Annotated in this window: 10 protein-coding genes and 1 riboswitch; of the genes, 2 read left to right on the forward strand and 8 right to left on the reverse strand. The window is 47.7% G+C overall.

Annotated features, from left to right (window positions below; all coding sequences use genetic code 11):
- Positions 1 to 68: 68 nt before the first annotated feature.
- The 8 genes from MKY14_RS22830 to MKY14_RS22865 all read right to left on the reverse strand — a co-directional run bounded on the left by MKY14_RS22830 (position 69) and on the right by MKY14_RS22865 (position 17,410).
- A complete protein-coding gene (locus MKY14_RS22830; RefSeq protein ID WP_340977385.1) occupies positions 69 to 2,633 on the reverse strand; it encodes a DUF4430 domain-containing protein in 2,565 nt (854 codons plus the stop codon).
- A 170-nt stretch (positions 2,634 to 2,803) separates the two neighbouring features.
- Positions 2,804 to 3,006: riboswitch (cobalamin riboswitch) on the reverse strand.
- Positions 3,007 to 3,134: 128 nt separating this feature from the next.
- Entirely contained in the window at positions 3,135 to 6,131 is a 2,997-nt protein-coding gene (locus tag MKY14_RS22835) for a GAP1-N2 domain-containing protein (protein ID WP_340977386.1), read from the reverse strand.
- On the reverse strand, positions 6,128 to 7,390 hold the full coding sequence (locus MKY14_RS22840; protein ID WP_076129587.1) for a hypothetical protein: 1,263 nt from the start codon (positions 7,388 to 7,390) through the stop codon (positions 6,128 to 6,130). The genes MKY14_RS22835 and MKY14_RS22840 overlap by 4 nt, the downstream gene beginning before the upstream one ends.
- 83 nt (positions 7,391 to 7,473) lie before the next feature.
- Entirely contained in the window at positions 7,474 to 8,115 is a 642-nt protein-coding gene (locus tag MKY14_RS22845) for a beta-mannanase (RefSeq protein ID WP_076099551.1), read from the reverse strand.
- A gap of 24 nt (positions 8,116 to 8,139) precedes the next feature.
- Positions 8,140 to 9,414 carry a vWA domain-containing protein gene (locus MKY14_RS22850; protein ID WP_076129588.1) on the reverse strand — a complete coding sequence of 425 codons (1,275 nt, stop codon included), beginning with the start codon at positions 9,412 to 9,414 and terminating at the stop codon, positions 8,140 to 8,142.
- 293 nt (positions 9,415 to 9,707) lie between these two features.
- Entirely contained in the window at positions 9,708 to 12,110 is a 2,403-nt protein-coding gene (locus tag MKY14_RS22855) for a transcription initiation factor TFIID (protein ID WP_081387959.1), read from the reverse strand.
- Between the two features lie 4 nt (positions 12,111 to 12,114).
- On the reverse strand, positions 12,115 to 15,504 hold the full coding sequence (locus MKY14_RS22860) for a tubulin-like doman-containing protein (protein ID WP_076194441.1): 3,390 nt from the start codon (positions 15,502 to 15,504) through the stop codon (positions 12,115 to 12,117).
- Positions 15,505 to 15,592: 88 nt separating this feature from the next.
- Positions 15,593 to 17,410, reverse strand: a complete 1,818-nt coding sequence (locus tag MKY14_RS22865) for a vWA domain-containing protein (protein ID WP_340977391.1) — start codon at positions 17,408 to 17,410, stop codon at positions 15,593 to 15,595.
- A 205-nt stretch (positions 17,411 to 17,615) separates the two neighbouring features.
- Here MKY14_RS22865 and MKY14_RS22870 point away from each other — a divergent pair, with 205 nt between their 5' ends.
- The gene (locus tag MKY14_RS22870) at positions 17,616 to 17,768 is read left to right on the forward strand and encodes a hypothetical protein (RefSeq protein WP_155986556.1); all 153 of its coding nucleotides are present in this window, start codon (positions 17,616 to 17,618) and stop codon (positions 17,766 to 17,768) included.
- Positions 17,761 to 18,687: a hypothetical protein gene (locus MKY14_RS22875; RefSeq protein ID WP_076308978.1), complete on the forward strand. Its 927-nt coding sequence runs from the start codon at positions 17,761 to 17,763 to the stop codon at positions 18,685 to 18,687. The genes MKY14_RS22870 and MKY14_RS22875 overlap by 8 nt, the downstream gene beginning before the upstream one ends.
- Positions 18,688 to 18,719: the final 32 nt, after the last annotated feature.

An 18,719-nucleotide genomic window follows, 5' to 3' on the forward strand; every position in this document is an offset into this window, starting at 1 on the left:
AAAAGGACGGGCACCCGATCCGCTATTACTCCGAATCCCTGTGCCCGCCTCCTCAAACTTCCTCTTCCTTATTCTCCAGAGGTATAGTACCAGTACAAAGTATCACCGTTCTGCAAAATATAACTGTCTGCACTGATGCTTGGATCCGCATCCCGGTTCGTTTTATACTTCCATCCGCTGCTTGGACCTCCATCAAATTCAGCCAACCCGTCAATAGATTTCACGTAGATGCTTCCAGCATTGCCGGATGATACTACCTTAGTCCCTAATTGACTGACTAGTAAGCTATAAGCCGTTTCGCCCTCTTTTAGAGCTACTGTTGTACTGGCTAGGATGGTTCCTTTCCGGCTATCTCCAATCACTGAGAGGGTAGCGGTAGCTTTTGCTGGAGCAATAACAGACGATCCGACAGTCAGAGACTGAGTATAACGCGCTACGCTCGGTACGCTGTCTTTAGTATAACCGGTAACAGTCAGTGTATAGCTATTTGCCGGGAGACCCCCATCAACAACAGCTACACCTTGTTCATTCGTGATTACCTTCTTATCACCAATCGAAACCTGCACACCTGCAGCCGGTGAGATAACCGGATCAGAAGTGAAGCTTTCCTGATTCCACACCCACTTTTTCTGTGAAACCTTTACAGTAAAAGCTTCATTAGCTTTTGGCTGTGATGGGGAAAGCACCACAGAATCTACAACCTGTGTATTTTCTCCTGCATAATAGACAAGCACACGATCGGATTCCTGTAGTTCGAACGCATCCATACCCACACTTGGATATATCCACTCCCCGCCGCGTGATACCACGAAGCTCCACCATCCGTCGTAAGTACCTTGCGAAACTCCATGGATACCTGATACAAAGTTGCCATAAGACGATTTGGTGATATCTACTTTAAAATCATCGGTAGACCCTAGTTGTTGCAACGCTTCAAGGGCATTGGAGGCTTTTAAAGTCCCCTCACTAATCAACCCTTCCGGGCCTTCAACGGTAAGCGAAGCTGTTACATTCTTAGAAATCACCTTTAGAGCTTTTGTATATTTAGCAATCGTTGGGGCTTTACCTTCACGGTAGCCAGTTACAGTCAGTGTATAGTCACCTGCGGGCATATTTCCTGAGAATACGGCCTCACCTTTAGCATTCGTCGTTACCTTGTGAGCTCCAATTTGGACCTGAACACCCGCAGCTTTTGCAGTTACAGGAGAGGAAGTATTCGTAGCAGCGTCCCATTTCCACGTCTTACTAGTTACAGTGACGGTAAAAGAATTGCCCTCTTTAAGATTTGCTTTGGAAAGCGTAACGGAATCCACAAGCTTAGTGTCGTCTCCGGCATAATAAACCAGTACCTGATCTGAATCTTTAAGTACAAAATCACTCATGCCTACATCGGGATTAATCCATTTTCCGTCACGCGATACAACATACATCCATCCGTCATAACCACCAAAGCTTCCAGCAGCAATACTTCCGATGCCAGTCACATAACTGCCCGAAGGATTCGTGATCGGCAAGTTCGTTTGAAGCGCCAGCTTCTCTAACGCTCCAAGTGCGTTGCCAGCATAGGCGTACCCTTGTGCCAACGTGGCCTGTGGTCCCTCAATCGTTACTGGAGCGTAGATGAGTGAGCTCTGAATGGAGGATTTGGAAAAATCGTATAGCTTACTGTTGCTTCCTTTATACAGCAAATTATAGGCAACCAGCGCCTGAAGCCCTTGCTCTGTCGCCAGAACATTACTGCTTCCACCACGGCTATGGGTGAAGCTACCATCAGCTAGACGATAGCTAAGCAGGTTCTCCATTAGATCCACTTTGTTTTTGGTGTATTCTAATCCACTAGGATCAACTCCGAAGGATGTGAGTCCAAGGATTGCTTGTGCGCTACTTTCAGCACTGTCACCGTAACCCCCATGGCTATCTTGAGCTGCGGATAACCAGGCTACGGCTTGTAGCCCTGCTAAGTAGGCTTCGGGATTATTTTTATGTGCCGCCAGAGCCGTCAAGGTTATCGCTGTCATATCAGGCTCACTTGCGCCTGAGGTTAGTGCAAAGCCCCCATCTGGATTCTGTTTGGAGAGAATCTCCGTAAGGAGCTTATCCGCCGTCCATTTCGCGTCACTTGGGATATTATATTTACCAGAATCCAGCGCAAGTAAAGCATATACCGGATTATTAAGCGTCTGTTCACTGAGCTTGCTGTTATTATAAATTTTCTCAATCAGATTATAGCCAGGAGTCGTTCCGTTACCAGCAAAGCTAGTAGGATCTGCACCAATCGCTCTCACTGCGAGCACGATTCGAGCATAATCGGTTACATTGGCGAAATTTCCAGCTGCATCCTTTACTTTTTTCTCAAGCTCTGAATGGTAACTAGCTGGCAGCTTGTACCCTGCTTGCGCTAATCCAATGGCTTGCCAATCCGATTGCACGCCACCTTTCAAGAGATATTCTGCAGCCGCATAAGTCGCATCCGCAACATTAATCCGCTCCGCAGCAGTTGCCTCCAGACCGGCGCCAGCGCTCGCTTCTGCAAATATTTGTCCCGCCGGAGCAAGAGATGTTCCTAGAATTGAAATGACCATGAATAAGGCCAGCCCAAGTGCTACAAACTTGGAAGACATGATTTTCTTCATTGTTTAACCTCTTTCTGTATAAGAATGGGTACTGCCGGGAATAAGACGCATAACATAAAGACCGCCCCTTTGGAGGGCGGTCAGGGAAGATTACAAATTGAGGCTGCGGCGCTTGCTTCCTGCCAACAGTCCATCTGTATATGTTCCACATTCTTACCCCACGAAGAATAGAAACGCTCACGAAAAAGGCAGGTCTCCTGGCTAATGCTTCATCGCTGTTCTTCACCTTCCCACCCTACCTTCGGGGCAGTGGCTTATAGAAGAAACGCTCCGCACATACAGTGGCGGGACCGCGCCGGACTCTTGCACCGGACTTCCCTTTTAAGCAGACGACTAGATTGATAGAGTCTGCACCTTTTCCAGTATGTAGTATCTTATTTTGACATCCATAATCATATCTATTAATACATAGCATGTCTATAGAAAAGCTAAGTATGGGCAGCAAAAAAAATGAACAGCAATATACCACCTCCCGGTAGGTATTGCTGTTCAGAAAGCTTGTTATTCTGCTGTTCCTTCCGGACTTGCAGTCGGGGAGGGTTCAGCACTTGAATCAGAAGCTGGTGGAATATTAGGGTCGGGATCTACGATCAGTGTAAATCTTCCGGCTTTGATCATACTTTTCTCTAGAATTGTCACTCCAGGCTCCAATGTAACCTCAACCTGATAGGAAGGTTGTTCACCTTCAGTCACAGCTGTTGCGGAAGGCAACCCAGTGCTGTCCTCAGTATCAGAGGAAGGCGTAGGAGACGGAGATGCATCAGCTACAGCATTAGTAGCATCTGCACCTTCTGCTGTTCCTCCAGTAGTGCCAGCGGTATCTGACTCGTCAGCGGTGTTTCCCTCATCCGTCCCATCCGTTAACGGCACTGGACAAGTGCCATTCGTGGCAGCGACCTTAAAGCTTTTATCTATCTCTGTAGACGAAGACATTAAACTAATCTCAGTCGGTTGAAACTGCACACAGTCATCTGCACTTGCGAAGGTGAACACCAATATGCTGCTCCCCTTATCTCCTTCGACGCTCTGATCCTTCAAGTATACTGAAGCTGGAGGCAGCATATTGCCTGCACTCTGAACAGGGGTCGGCTCAGGGCTTGTCCCCGGCAGAGCCGTCTTCGTATCATCCGGACGCAGCATACTGAATACGATAATTGCAATAATCACCAGAATACCCGTAATGGAGCCGGAGATTAAGAGTCGAAATCGGCTGCGGCTGATCCAGCGCGCCAGCGGGGAAGCCAGTTGGGAACGGGCTTCATTGTACACATTTTGCAGAGCAGGCCGAGCTGCCGCGACATAGTTCTTTCGGAATTCCCGATTCTTGAACGCTTCACGATCACTGCTCAGGAAATACTTCAGAATCGCCTTACGGTAACCCGGTTGCAGCTTTTTATTCGAAACCGTAAATAAAGGATTGCCTTGCGACCAAGCAAAAAACCGATAGATGATTTCTTTGTCGGAACCGGCTTTACGCTTTAACAGCTCCAGAAGCGCATCGTAATCCAGCGGACCCCCTTCACGCTGAGTTGTGTAGTAAAAGGCTAGCGGAAGCCGTTCAAAGGGTTCCAGAACACGCGCCTCTTTTAGCAAACGACGACCCAGTAGCTGCACATCGTCTAGTTCCTGCGGAGACAATCCTGTAAAAATCTCCTCATTCGGCTTCTCTTCACCAAACCAGCGGTAAGCGGCACGCAGCGCATTCTCTTTCTGCTTGCTAATCCTATCCAGTGGCGGCTGCCAATCGACAACATTACCATACCGTAAAAAAACTACCTCCAGAAGCTCCTCCTGCGTCATATCAGAAAGCGATAAGCGGTTCAGTAAGAATCTATCTGCTGAAGCAGCAAGATCCTGCATTAGGGAGAGTGCTCTAGGAGCAACTCCCGTTCCTTTGCGGCGATCTTTTTCTGCCTTATCTACAATTTCATGAATTTCCGCCACAGAAGCCACCGGATCATGCTCCAGCTGGAGCTTTTCTAGCAAATAATCCTTCACAGCATTTTGAGCAAAAGACTGCTCTAACGCCACTGGCAGGAACCGCCCCCAATGGAGCACAAAGCTCAGAATATCCGCAGATCTGGACGCCGCAGCTAGTCTTGATTCCATATAAGGCTCAAGTAGCTGCTTACGGAAATAAGTTTCAGACATCACGCGCTGGAAGTAAGCTGCACTTAACTCATCATTACTCTCAATGATCCCGTAAGCAGCACTCAAAATATCCTTGCGGCCCGCTTCCACACTATGAAGCATCCCATTGATGAAATAATCCACGATTCTGACCCTGTAATTGTGATCCTTAAGTACAAAATACTCTTTAAAGCATTCCATAATCGCCGGATCTGGCACATTTCTTTGCCGAATCAGATCAAATTCCCGGTCAAACCGTTCTAAGAAAATATCATTCAAGCGGATTCTAGAATGAATTGCACCGTCTGGTTTAAGGTAAGAAAGCAAACCACTTAGCACCGCACTCTTGTTTTCCGTATATAAATGCTCGTTCCCTTGCTCAATCTCATAAAATATAGCCAGCTCATTATAGAAAGAAAGGGTTAGCTTGTGCTCAGGACTCTCTCCACGCAGAATCTGATCGGCGAAGCTAACGAAGTCGTTAATATCTCCTGGATTCAGCAGTAATAGCTTCCACACCAAATCAGCATAAGGCTGGCGGGTCTCGCCAAAATCGACATTCCCCATCCGTCCGGAAGCCAAATCAAAGGTATAATCCTTCTCAATACTGCGGTCACCGGGACGAAGTGAACCTTTTTCCACAAAGCTAAGATGTATATATTTACGGCTTTGCGGTTCATTCGCATAGGTAATCACGCCTAATCTACGGCGGAATTCATACGGCAGCACGCTATACAGAATTTCTGTAAGCTCCACCGCCCGCGCAGACAACTCGGTGATAGGTACGTTTAGAGCCACGTAGATTTTTTTCTTACCTGCTACAGAGAGCATCACCGCTTGCAATAATGCCTTGAATATCCCTTCATCAATCCCTAACAGACGTAAGCCTGCGATTGGATCCGGGCTGCGGTCTGTGCGAACAACTGGAATAGAGGGCAGCTCCGGCAAGGTTCCACCAAGCTCTCCAGTATAACGCTCTGCAAAATCAGCATGCAGCCAGTCTACATAGCTCTGCACAATTTCTTCGGAACGTGAAGCAGGAACTACATAGTTATGTGCAAAAAAAGCGCTTCGTTGGCCTGTGAAATCGGCCGCTTGATAACGACTAACCCCAATAACTGTATCCCCGTTCTCAGCATGAAATAGGTGCAGCGCACCAGGATATGCAGCCTCATCCTTCTCTCCACGTGCGGTTAACTCCGCAGGAGCATCGTAGAGGCAGAAGGGATGAAGGATTTTTTTCACAAAATTATTGTCTAGACTATCTGATTTAGCTACCGTATCGAAGCCTTCTGTGGAACGAAACACTCCGCGGCGTTCGCGGGTGTACATCTGTTGGGCGATTGTTGACCCTGAGAAAACATTCACGGGCCGTCGCTCCCCTCAATATACTTCAGCTTATGCAGCAGCCAAATAAAAGGCTCGTCTACACGAATCGGGCTTACTACACCCTCAATCTTTTGATTCACAGGGTTGCTGCCCAACGCAGATACTGCAAAATAACCCGTATTCGCGAAATAAACATCCATTGTATCTTTAAAGGGTCTGTCCACCTTACCAATAAATCTGCGAATTTCCCCGTCGATATTATGGAATTCGTCCATGTTTAATGTTTTGCGATGAACATAGTTATTGAACACATTGCTGTTGGACTTGATGTAATCGCCATCCTCATCCTTCAGTGAATGCAGCATATCACTTTTGGCAAGCACAACCGCTGTTGGAATGTCTGTTTTGCTCTTTTCCTGATAGGCAATAAAATCACCGAACATCGTCAGCACCACATCGCGCGGCTCGTCATATTGTGAGACCCATTCTCCCGGGCGGTCACCGATGTTAATATGAATTTTTTCACGGATAGAACGGATTTGCAACGGATCGACCATAAACAGAATACCCGCAGAGTTCTTGATATGCTGACCATGAAGTCCAAGATAATCCTGATCCACCATCCCCTCACCTGCTACATCAAAGAATACAAGTGTCAGTGGCGGTTTATTTTCATCCTTAAAGACAAATTGAAAGATAAAAGGCTCCTGCATTTTTTCCTTCTGTGTAGAAGCCAGCAGATCCCCACGCTCAAAAAGCGGTTCCTCATATAATGTACGGAACTTACGGCTAATCTCTGCATTAAGCGGCATACAAGCGGCATCAAAATGACCTGCTGTAGTATGCTGCAATGTGTGGATCAGCGAGGTCATATACACCGATTTCCCGACTTGGGATGCCCCGATAATCGAGATGATGTTACTCGGCACCTTCCCGGCAGTCACCGGCAGCTCATTATGGCAGGACGGGCAAAGCCGTCTGCGCGTAAGCACACCGTAACGATCCGTAAGCCCAGTTAACACATGATCCGTGTAATGATGATATTCTTCCGGAATATCCGCCGGGTTGATAATCGCTTCTATGTCATCTACCGTATCAAGCCCAAAGCGCTCACGGTATTTGTTCAAGGCGTCATCCTCACCCAATGCGTAATTTTCATCGTCCTCCCGGCTGTGCATAGCCCGAAAGACGACATCCTCCGGAGAGAACTTGGTGAAGCAATACGGACACACTATATCGTAAAAAAGCGGCCGCGGCTCCGGCTGATTCTTTTTCATAAAACGGCTAAAAAAAGACATCTACTCATCCTCCCAAAAGTTGTATCTACGTACTTGCTATGAACGCCACTGCTCATTACCCGCTTGTACGTGTAGACCGAGTCTCACTCCGGTACCAATTCGTAATAAAGCCCATATTTCTTGCCATCGGTGAAAAAGATGCGTACAAAATCATCCTTACCGATTTCAATCGGCGGAAGTACATTGCGTCCAGGAGCGAAATCCTGAACGAAGGGAAAGAGAATACCATCCTCTTTCCCTGCCGGATGCCCTCCACGTTTCTTGACATAACAGAGGACATCCCGTGCCACGGGCACTTCTGCCGTAATCGCCATATGTACGGTCTTTTGTTTTCCGAATAAGGCCTTTTTTTGTTGAATGGAATAATAGATCCGGGCTTTGCCTGCACTGACCATCACCCGGTTCACACCATCATTTTGCCTCACCAGGGCAGTCTCACCGTTCTCAGCAAGACGAGCAAATATCGTATAGGATATCAATCCGATCTCATCCAATCGATCACGATAACCATTGTTAGATTTGTATTCCTCACGAGTGTAGAGCTTCATCCCGATCGGCGGATCATCTCCGGTTCCCATGTCAGCCGCTTCTGCGGAGGTTTTGTGGATGTACACCGCCTGCACGCCGTCCGGCCAGCGCCATCTCAGCGTACAGAATCGGTCATCCACTTGGGATGTCACATCCGTTATTCCCGGAGCGGAAGCATTAACCTCGGCGTACCTCATTACTGTAAACCCCTTTCCGCTAGACTAGAATCCTTTGCTGTTCCGGCTTCTGCGCCGACCCGGAAAGTTATCCGATGCTGGTGCAGGCGCTGCGTTATTGTTTCTTCTATTTCGATAAATACGTCCTTCTCCTACCGGAATGACGCCTGTAAATAATGCAATAATAGCAGCTAATATAAGAACAGCCAGAAGACGAATAAGACTATCTGTAAAGGAGTCACCGCTAAGTCCAAATTCCAGAATCAGTCCTGCGAACAAGCCTGATATTACGCCGCCAATCCCAAAGCTTTTAGCCAAATGACGGTTATCAAACATAATTCCCAGACCTAATCCAAGCGCAGCTCCCATCAACATCAGTGACAAAATACGAACCGCAGCATAATAAGGACTGTCTGCCGTTGAATCACTGCGCTCAGTTAGCAGCGTCCGATCTCCCAGACGGTCATAGATCTGCTGGAACACATCGCCCAGTAGGGCTGAATCCTTGACATCATAATAGTGTCCGCCTGTCACTCTCGCAATATCCTGCAACAGCTGAGTGCCTGCTGGATCATTCAAGCCCAGACCAATGGTATTCACGGCAATGCCGCGCTCTACATAAGCCTGCAACTCTCTTGTGGTATCGAAATTACTCACTCCGTCAGACAACAAGATGACCATGGCTCCTTGGTCTTTTTTGCCGTCACTGTCAATCTCCTTGAGTGCCTCCGAGACCGCACCGCTAATATTCGTACCGCCTTCGGTTGGCTGCAGATTATCGATTGCAGTCAGCACCTTCTCACGATTCTCCGAATTTGAAAGTGGCGTTAAAGGTTGGACAACTACAGCTTCGTTGTTAAAGGTCACCACGGCTACCTTATTGTCAGTGTCCATTTTTGTAATTAACGCTTTTGCTGCGGAATACCGGCTATTATCGGGATCACTCTGTGTCATACTGCCTGAGTCATCGATAGCCATTACTACATTCTTAACTGGTCTGGCTCCGCCAAAATTCAGCTCATAAACAAACTCCGTTAAGGCTCCAACACCAAGTGCAAGAACAATCATCAGAGGCAGCAGCTTCCACGATAACCCCAGGTAGCGTTGTTTCCATGAAGCTCCGTTCAGCCGTGGCGAGATCATCTCTGCAAGCAGGCAGCCTACACCGACTCCCAGCGCCACAATGGCAAAATAAATACCCACAAGCAGGATGGAAGGCAGATCGTTATACCAGCTTAGCAGCCATTCGCCAAAAAGAAAGGCGACCCCGCCGCCGATCAGACTGAAGAAGAGCAGCAGCAGATTGATTTTTCTCTGCATCGTTATACTTCCTTTCCGGGTAAAATCTGAATTGTACTCTTATCCTTTAAACAATCCGGGGGTTATGCTGCCCGATAAACGGGCTACCCGGATGTGATATCATCCCCCAGATTGCACTTTGTGCAATAGAATGGAGTAGGAGGAACAACTATTTCTATTCTATTGCATAGTGTGCATTGGAAATAAGGAGAAATGTCCCTATCCCGGAACTCTAATTAAGCGTTATATCCGATGACTCTATTGCACAAAGGCAATAAAGGGACTCAAAGTGAGGGGGCCTAACTATTACGCCATCAGCGCATCTCAGGAAGCTGATCTTCACTCAGCCCATGGAGCTGATAGCCATTCTGAGCATAAGTCTCATAATAGACCTTACCGTTGCGATAATAGAGCAGGTCTTCTAAATGAAAGCCGCCCATCAGGTTTAGCTTCTCCACTCCGCTCCTCCGCTGCTCATGCACGAATCCTAACCGGTAAATCCGGGTTGTCTCATCTACTCCAAAGGCGTAGCGTAGAAACTCTGATGAACTGTCTCCGAAGAAATATTTCTCCTCATGACGATGCTCTTGCGTATATTCGAATAACCGAACATTAATGGCCGCGCCCTCTTCTAAATTATGATACAAGCGCTTGAACAGCTCTTCCCTCGATAGAACCTGACGATTCTCATAGGCTGCCGCAACATTTGCACGCCGCAGAAGCTCTTCCTCAAAAGATAAATTGAAAGGTTCTGCTGTCAGCAGCTCCCGGCGGCAAATATCAATCAAACGCTCAATCACAGCTTCTTTCCCTTGTTCTAAGAGCTTGGAGATACTGCCCATGTACTTCTCACTGAAGAATATTCCAGGTCCACGCCGGGTTTCGATATCCTTCATCACTTCTTCTGTGACTACGCGGTAGTATTCCATTACGTTCTGGCCCGTTGTTTCGTTTGTTCGCCCAATGCTGTCCATAACAGTAATACGCAATTCTTCCTCCAAAGTCTCCATAGCTTTCACACGGGCCATACTTTCCATATGAAGCTGCTCAAGTGCAGATTCCAAACGACTGCATAGGGCAAGCTCACTTTCTAGGCCCAATAGTTCATATTTTTTGCCATATACGGCTGAGAATAAGTAATGAATGAAGTTACGTACTGTTCTTTTGTCAAAAAGCGGCACACGCTGGAACGGCTGGCGCTCCACGCTTTCTGCATAAAGATCCTCAAGCTCCTCCTGCATGGAGAGAATCGCGGAACGTAAGCCTGCCATATGCTGACGTAAAAGATGGAGCACACTTCCGGCTTCATCACGATCTGCCGTCCACTCCGCAAGCTGATAAAAGCTTACCGCTGGCGTAGATGTTTCCTGTGCCGCCAGCATAGTGCGCCATTGGCGTAATGGATTCATTCCCTCTACTCTCCGGTTTGACTCTGCCACAAAGTTATTGCGGAAATAAGCTTCGCCCCCGTCACCGAACAACTGCCGTTCAGCTTCACGAAGTGACAGCTGCTTCAGTTCATTATAGGAAGGGCGTCCGTGACTCATTAACCCCGTCATTTCATTCAGGCCGTCTTTCTCCGGAAGTAGCTGTACCGCGTGTTCCCGCAAGCTGTCAGGGTCCAGCCCTAACAAAGCCTGCCGTTCACGTATAGTCCACGAACTGCCCTCACGCATATCGGAGACAAGCCGCCGGAACGCATGATACAGCACCGCCAAAGCAATTTGAACATTAGGTCTTCTTACCCCGGAAAAGCCAGCAGAGGCGTAGCCTTGTCTTCCAGTGCTGCCCCTGATGCCGCTTTTGAAGGTCATATTGTTATATCCGCCATGACCAGTAGCCTGATCAGAAGCCGGGCGGACCCGATTTTTGAGCAGACTAATATGAGAAATAATCTCGTAGTTGTCATCCATACCGTGTGCAGACATCATACCGCGCTCATTCTTATCGGAGAGCAGATACACAAGGTCAAATAATGCGGAAGGACCATGGGCAACTGGAATCGACAGACCGTCTTCCGTCACAAGTAACGGCGCATTAAACTTATAGTCCGTAGCTTGCATTCTGTCCAATTCACGCAGAAAAGCCAGCCCTACTGAGCTGGAATATCCAAAATTATCCCCTTGCTCCCGCTCATTGATCAGAGCGTAGAGATCTGTCTGTACGGACTTAAAGGACTGGCCGAGTACAGCACGAGCCAGCAGTGTAATTTCCGGCAGCAATACATTAAGCGGATCATCAACCCGCGTAATGATAGAGAGATGGATGACGTCAAAAGATGAATATAGACGTCCATAATCCGCTATACTGTTGCTCAGCCGCCGGATAACTTTATTCATTTCAGCAAGATAACGTGTATCCTCATGAAACTTGCGGTAAAGTTCATGACGCACAGTGCGTGGATCTGACCCTGCCGTTTCCGGCAAGGCCATGGCCAGCACCCGGTCTTTTCCTCCCGCAACTGATCCACTTATACTTCCGTCTATTCCCTCTTTTGCCGCACCTGACACAGCATGTAATGCCATAACACCGCCGGCGTTATCCCATTTTCGTTCGCAGCTATCCAGCACCGGACCGATGGCCGGAGCAACCTTGTCGCCTACGAACAGAAACAGGGCAGGGTAATGGATGCTGCTGCGTCCATCCCCTTTGCTGCGCTGTGCCTCTTCCTGTACCGCATATTGTTCACCATAAGATAATGCCTGTGTTTTGATCATAGGCCTATTTCAACTTTCTGCGGATACTGCCGAGCTTGCTAGTCATGCTCTTGTAGAATCCGTACATCTCATCGCCGCTCTCATACTCTACCCGTTCGTACTCCAAGCTATCGCGTGCTTCCAGGAATGATACATACAGTCCTTCCAGCTTATAGAGCAGCGGGGTAACGTCTTCAGCGGCAGTCATTTCACCTGCACGACGTGCTGCCTTACGCAGCAGTACGCTGCGGCTCTTCTCATCCAGCTCCCGGAAGTGCCGATACACGGCATACTCTACGTAGCTGCGCTCTTTCATCAAATTAGCAAACGGCTCCCAAGCGTCCTCTTCTTCATCACGGTCATAAACGTAGAGTGCGCCTTTTTTGATAATGCTGTCCGTATACAAAGCTTCAATGAACTGATCCATCCACTTATCTTCGTCCAGATATTGATGAAGCACACCTTCAAGCTCAGCGGCTTTGGCAGTCAGTTCAGCATATTTAGCCAGCTCCACACGAACACGTGAAATCAGCTGCGGTGAACGAATGAGATTCTCCTGCGCCATGTCCTTGTTGATGCTGCCAAAGATATCTTTAATGCCTTCCCGCTCCAAGCCCTTCTCACGCAGGCTCTTCAGCTCATCAACCGCCTTCTTCACTTCACCGAGATTTGGGCGTGTAGATTGCAGCTGCATATCGAAACCGTTCAAAATGGCGTCCAGATCAAAAGGTTTGGTGAACACAACAGAATATCTGTTACTTGTGTTCTCATCTACACCTTTTTCAATAATGACTCCACTTGCCAGCGCTTTTGCAAAGTCTGCACGCACTCTAGCGTTATAATCACGTACACGAGAATTGACGTAAGTGTCGCCCCATGATTTTTCTGGAATCGGAGAAGGCAGGTACGTCCAGTTGTTCTTATCCGTCATCACGAGATGGCGGCCGATCCCTTCCTTGTCGAGAATGGTCCGCTCATAGTTTTCTTCAAACACCCGCAGCGGCGTGTATACGAAAAGTGGCACACCATTACGTGTATTAAGCCAGAAAATACGATTTTTCACTTGGCTTTCCTTGATCGTAAATTGCGATTTGCCAAGCGCATTATTCTGATAATTACGAATCCCTTTTAGGATACCCGGCGCTTTAACAGGCACGGAAACGAAACCCCATGATGGGAAATGTAAGCTACCCGAGCTATTGCTAAGGTGGAAGGTAGGCACAGCCTCTTCGTCCAATTTACCGGCAATAATCCGCTCAACGAATTTATCCAGCGGCTCTTCATGGCCGAATTTCATCACAAGGAAATCCTCCATCGAACGGGTAATCAGATCCCCAAACTTATCGCTAAGGAATTCCGAAATTGAGCGAACGATATCAATCTCCTGCTCTTTGACCCAACGTCCGGAATGCTTCAGCATTTCACGGGTGAAGTCACGAATCAGGTCGTCGCCGTCCTTCTGATCCATGATCTTGGAGATGGTCGCCGAAATATCCGGCACGTTCACAATGTTCCAATAATAAGTTTTGTTTCCTTTATAGTCTGCCTGCTCTTCGCCATTGATAAGGATGTCCCCGTTCTTGGCAAAAATCGAGCTAAGCGCACTAAGAATCTCTGTAAACACACCGTAAATCCGGCTGTTCTCATCGTTTAAGAGCTCATATAAGTCCTCGTAAAATTGAATCATTTGCTCAGTGCGTTCTACATCGGCGTGCAGCCAATACTCATTGATTTTAGCCTCAATATAGGCATTTTTCTTCTTCTCTTTGGAGACAAAAGCACTGCGGGCATCGCTCAGCTTCTCATCCGCACTGTCCTGCGCTGTCTCAATATCACGTGGCAAACGCAACAAGCTTTCACGTAAAGCCTCAATATAAGACTGAATCAGCTTCAAAATACAGAAGCCCTTCTCGGTATACAGCAAGCGGGAAACGTAGAACGGCCCTTGCTCTGGATGCAGGAAGATGCGCTCCAGCTCTTCACTGAAACGTCCCACAATTTCGCCAGGCAGCTGCTTTTTCGATTTGATATATTCTTCACGGGCACGAGCCAGGAAGTTCTGCTCCAGCTCTGTATCCATGCTTACCACTTGATTCTTAACAACATTGGCATGGCTCAAGCGTTCGCTGTTCTCGTAGCCTGGCAACGGCTCAGGCACACGGGATTCAAACGTCTTGATCATACTGTCGAGATCAATTCCAAGCTTACGTGCGAATTTCTCTACATCCTCTTGACCTGGCGCCTGCTGGAACATTTTTTCCATTTTATCAAACAAGCGGAAAGCCAGGTAAGTCGTCATTTCCTCAATCGGAAGCACAGCGGACGAGGCACCGATAATGTTGTATTCATAGTTAGCTGGGTAGGTCTTGTTCATCTGCGCAATGTTGGTGCGGATATTACTGATATAGTCATGGATGGCGAATTCTTCACCAGACTGTTTTTCTTCACTCGCCATAAAGTTCGTGATGTTCTCCGCCGTTACGTTCATACAGTAATCGTACGCATTCTCCAGCAGCTTACCCTCGGTATTCGTTGCAGAGATCAAATGACATAGATTAAATGGAGGCAGCGGTGAATTTACCGTCAAAATATTACCGTATTGCTGCTGGAACCGCTCACCACGACTGTCCACATTCATCCAGTAATCCAGCTCTTTTAGCGCTGCATAACCGTTCTTGCGAATATATTCACGCGTGTGCTCGCTTAGACTTTTATTAGACAGGTTCACGTCAGGTGTAAAGAGATAACCCAGTGTGTTCACACGGTCAATACCGGCTGATCCGTAGTCACGTTCAATAATACCGCGTACGATATAGGCAATATCCAAGAAAGCCCCACTGCCTGTACCGCCCGACAGACCTGTCAGCAGAAAGACCATCAGCTTTTTGTTAGTGCCTACGGATAACGTCTTGATCTTCTTATCAATCGCTCCTACAACCTGATTAATCTTGGTGAACAAAAGCAGACGTCCAGCCTGCCGCACACCAGCAGCACCATTCATACCATCTGTAATACTCAGCTCAGGTGACAGCCAATCCGTAATATAGGAATCGAGGATACTGCGGTTCTGCAACAATCCGCCGATTTCGGCATTCGCCAACAGTACAAATTCATTTTGCGGGTCCAGCCCAATGCCTTTGTATTTTTTTCCACGATCCTGTTCATTCGTCTCAAAAGCTAGAAATTCCACATTATCCGGCTTGTCCCGTTTCTTCTTGGATATCGGATCCTCCGGCAGCTTAAAGCGGCGGTTAATCTGATATTTAAGACGCAGCAGAGCATCAATGCCCGTGCCGCCTAGTCCAATGATCAGGATCGGATTATCAATCGTATCCACCCTGATCTTATCGCTGACAATCCCGCCGCCTAGTGATACATCCAATTGCTGTATATGCTCTCTTACTACTGGTTTCATATGCTTATCCTCCTAAAAGTTTTGCGGAAGCTGTACTTCAGATATCTTGCAGCAAAACTGTTTCTGCGGCATACATTGCCATTGCCTACTATACTAAATATTCCAGATAAATCGTCTTATCTACCGTCTGTAGAGATACTGAAACGCGGTCCCCACTCTTCAGTTCAAGACCACGCGAAGCATCCGCAGCACGTCCGGATCTCTCCACAGTAACACCTTCTCCGCTGCGTAACAGCAATCGGTCATTCTTAGCCGGTGTGAAAATAACAGTTTCGCTCTCCTTCAGTTCAGGCGCCAATTGCAGCAGCTGATGAAGGGTGAACTTGCCCTTGAAGCCTGCAAGCTTCTTATATTGTGGGTAGGTCTTCTCACCCGTATTGCTGTCTTTAACCTCTACTACCAGCTGTCCAACAAAACCACGTGCCGATTTCTTATTCAGCACATACCATGCTGCACCCGCTGCCAGCACTAAAAGAATGCCCCCTATAATGTAATACAGGGTTTTGGATGAGGCTTCCTTCAGGGGTTCTTCGTTGCCAGCCCCTGTAGAAGGTGCTGTTGTTGCTGCTCCGCCTGTCTTCGCGCTGATCTGGACAGGTGCACTTTCCCGATAAAAGCTGCTTTCCTCTGCCCGTACCTTCAACTCGTAGTTATGGCTTTCTTTTACCTCAAAGGTACCCTTGAAGACAGCTCCGGAGTTATCCAGTTCGATTTCTTGCACATCACCTGTATCAATATCTGTAGCAAGCAGTACCGCCTTCATATCTTGATACAAATTACTGAGTGTTACCTGAGTACCGTTGCTGAACAGATGCGAGGTGATGTCGATTTTATCACCCTTTTTATAGGTTGCTGATGGCAGCGCATCGATCTTAAGCTCCAGGTCATAGTTAAAGACTAGATTAATATCAATCTTATCCTTTGGCACACCTTTAACCTGAAGTTTCCAATCTCCTTCCTGCGGTGACAGTAGCTTAATCAAGCTATAAGTAGAAGACTTGGACAGCAGGACATTGTTTGAGGGGATCGCAACTTCTTTACCTGACGGGTCCGTTAATTTCGCTGTCACAGGCTGTGAAGACATAATTGAGATATTGGCTTCCAAAACACTGCCGTTAGGCACGTTGACGGTCACGTCCTGATAATCGCCATTTGCAGTAATCGACTGCACAGGCACTACCTTCAGCTTCAAATGGCTGGCAAAAATCTCACTCAGGATTTGCGGCAGATCGTCTGCTGAGTCCGTCGAAAATGCTTTACCACCCGTCTCATTGGACAGGTCGGCGAGGCTTTGTTTATTCAGCTTGCCATCTGCATTAAGTCCAATGGTATAGATGGGATAGCCATTCTTTTTGGCAACCTCTACGGCCGCCTTCAGCTCTTTATCTGATTCACTTTGCGTCCGGCCTGTCGCTTTGTTGAAATCGTTATTGCCGTCAGCGAGCATTACAATGATAGGCTCATGGGAAGGGTCACTTCCATTCTGCAGAACCTTTACAGCTTCCTCTACGCCAATAGCGATATCGGTGTAAGCTCCTCGGTCCAAACCATCAATAAAATCCTTCAAATCCTGCTTATCGCTCTCCGAGCTAATTTGCAGCAGGGCCTTTTCCCGTTGCACCTTGTCGGTATAGGCAACAATACCTACTTTATCACCTTGGGTGGATAACATATCTATGAACATTTTCATCGCTTCGTTGGCGATTTTGTTCTTGTCACTAGTCTTCATGGAGTTGCTGACATCAATAAGAAGCACAGCGTCAATGTGAGATTGCGCCGACGTTGCCGCATAGGCCTTAACAGCTGCAAAAGGCGAGGCAGCTAGACAAAGAGCCAGGAGCAATGCCGGAAAGATACGTAGAAAGAGAGTCTTGGTTGTTCTAATACTTTGATATTTACGAAGCATAAATAGGGCTCCTCTTGTGTTATATTAGGCACATATGACAGGTTCAGCACTATCGCTAAAATCTGTAAATAGCATGCCATTATGATATAATTAAACCTTGTAAACTTCAACTTTAGGACCGCCGGACCCAGTGCATTGATGCATAGAAGATTATCATTCTAAAAGCCATCTGGACTGCAGAGCGTCCATGAGAAAGGATTGTTCCATGATTTCATACGTCATTCTTGGGATTACGTTCCTAATTGCCGTAATTCAGATTTCCATTTATGCCGCACATCAGCGCAAACCACTGACACGTGATGATATTAACGATCGACTGCTAGCCGCTTTGAACGGAGGCGATAAAGGCCGTGAATAAGAAAAGACCCGTTACCTTCCGGCCTTTCAAGGCCCCGCGTTACGCTTATGACAAGCTGCGCATCTGTCGCCACTGCGGGCGGTATACCGCTCTTGGCGAAGACCGCTGTAGCAAATGTGGCAGAGCCTCACTTATTGCTGTAGAGCAGCACGCAGCATCACTAGCCAGACGGAAGATGCATACCCGCCTACTATTCATCTTACTGCTCACACTAGCCTCTGTCTATTTTGGAAATAGCATCCAACAAATGATATTGTGTGGTGCCGGGGGTCTTGTGCTTGCTGGACTATTGTACTATACGCAGCGAAAAGTAAGGCAGAACGAGAATCTTCGTTCTCTCAATGAGCTGCTTGGTCGTGGGATCGGCATCATCAAGGAAGGGCTGGAGGTCAACCGTCAGGAAGCTGTCTCCGTACTCCGTGAGGATGATGTTCTTGCCTATGAGAAGCTGCGGGAGCTCTCCATCCTGCTTCGCGGCGACCGGATCGCGCGGCAGCGAGTGGCTTTGCTGCATGGATTTTTACTCCGCAAGGATATGGATCTAGAACTGGAGCAGCTTCTTCTAAAAGACTTCGAACCACTGCTAGCCGAATATATCGGCGAGATCGCTAAAGTCCGTCCCGATCTCATTAAGGATCGTACACTACGCTACGTGAAGAACTATGAAGTGGAGATTCGCCAGATGGCTAACGGCTTAACCATCCTTACGAGCGTTGCAGGAGCGGCGGTAAGAATGAAGCGTTATGCCCTGCTCTACTCCAATATGATTGGCCGATACGTGCAAGATCTGCCCAAGGACCGTTTCTTGCGGTTGTCCAAACTCATTGCTGCGAATCCCCATGAACCTTGGAACGGCTTAGACCTCAGGGTAGCTGACATTCGTGAAGCCAAATACCGCTGGGACCCGGAGGTCCAATAGACCTGAAAGCTAAGATGAACCAATATAAAGCA

This window comes from Paenibacillus sp. FSL R5-0887 (assembly GCF_038002305.1).
Classification (GTDB): Bacteria; Bacillota; Bacilli; order Paenibacillales; family Paenibacillaceae; genus Paenibacillus_AQ; species Paenibacillus_AQ odorifer.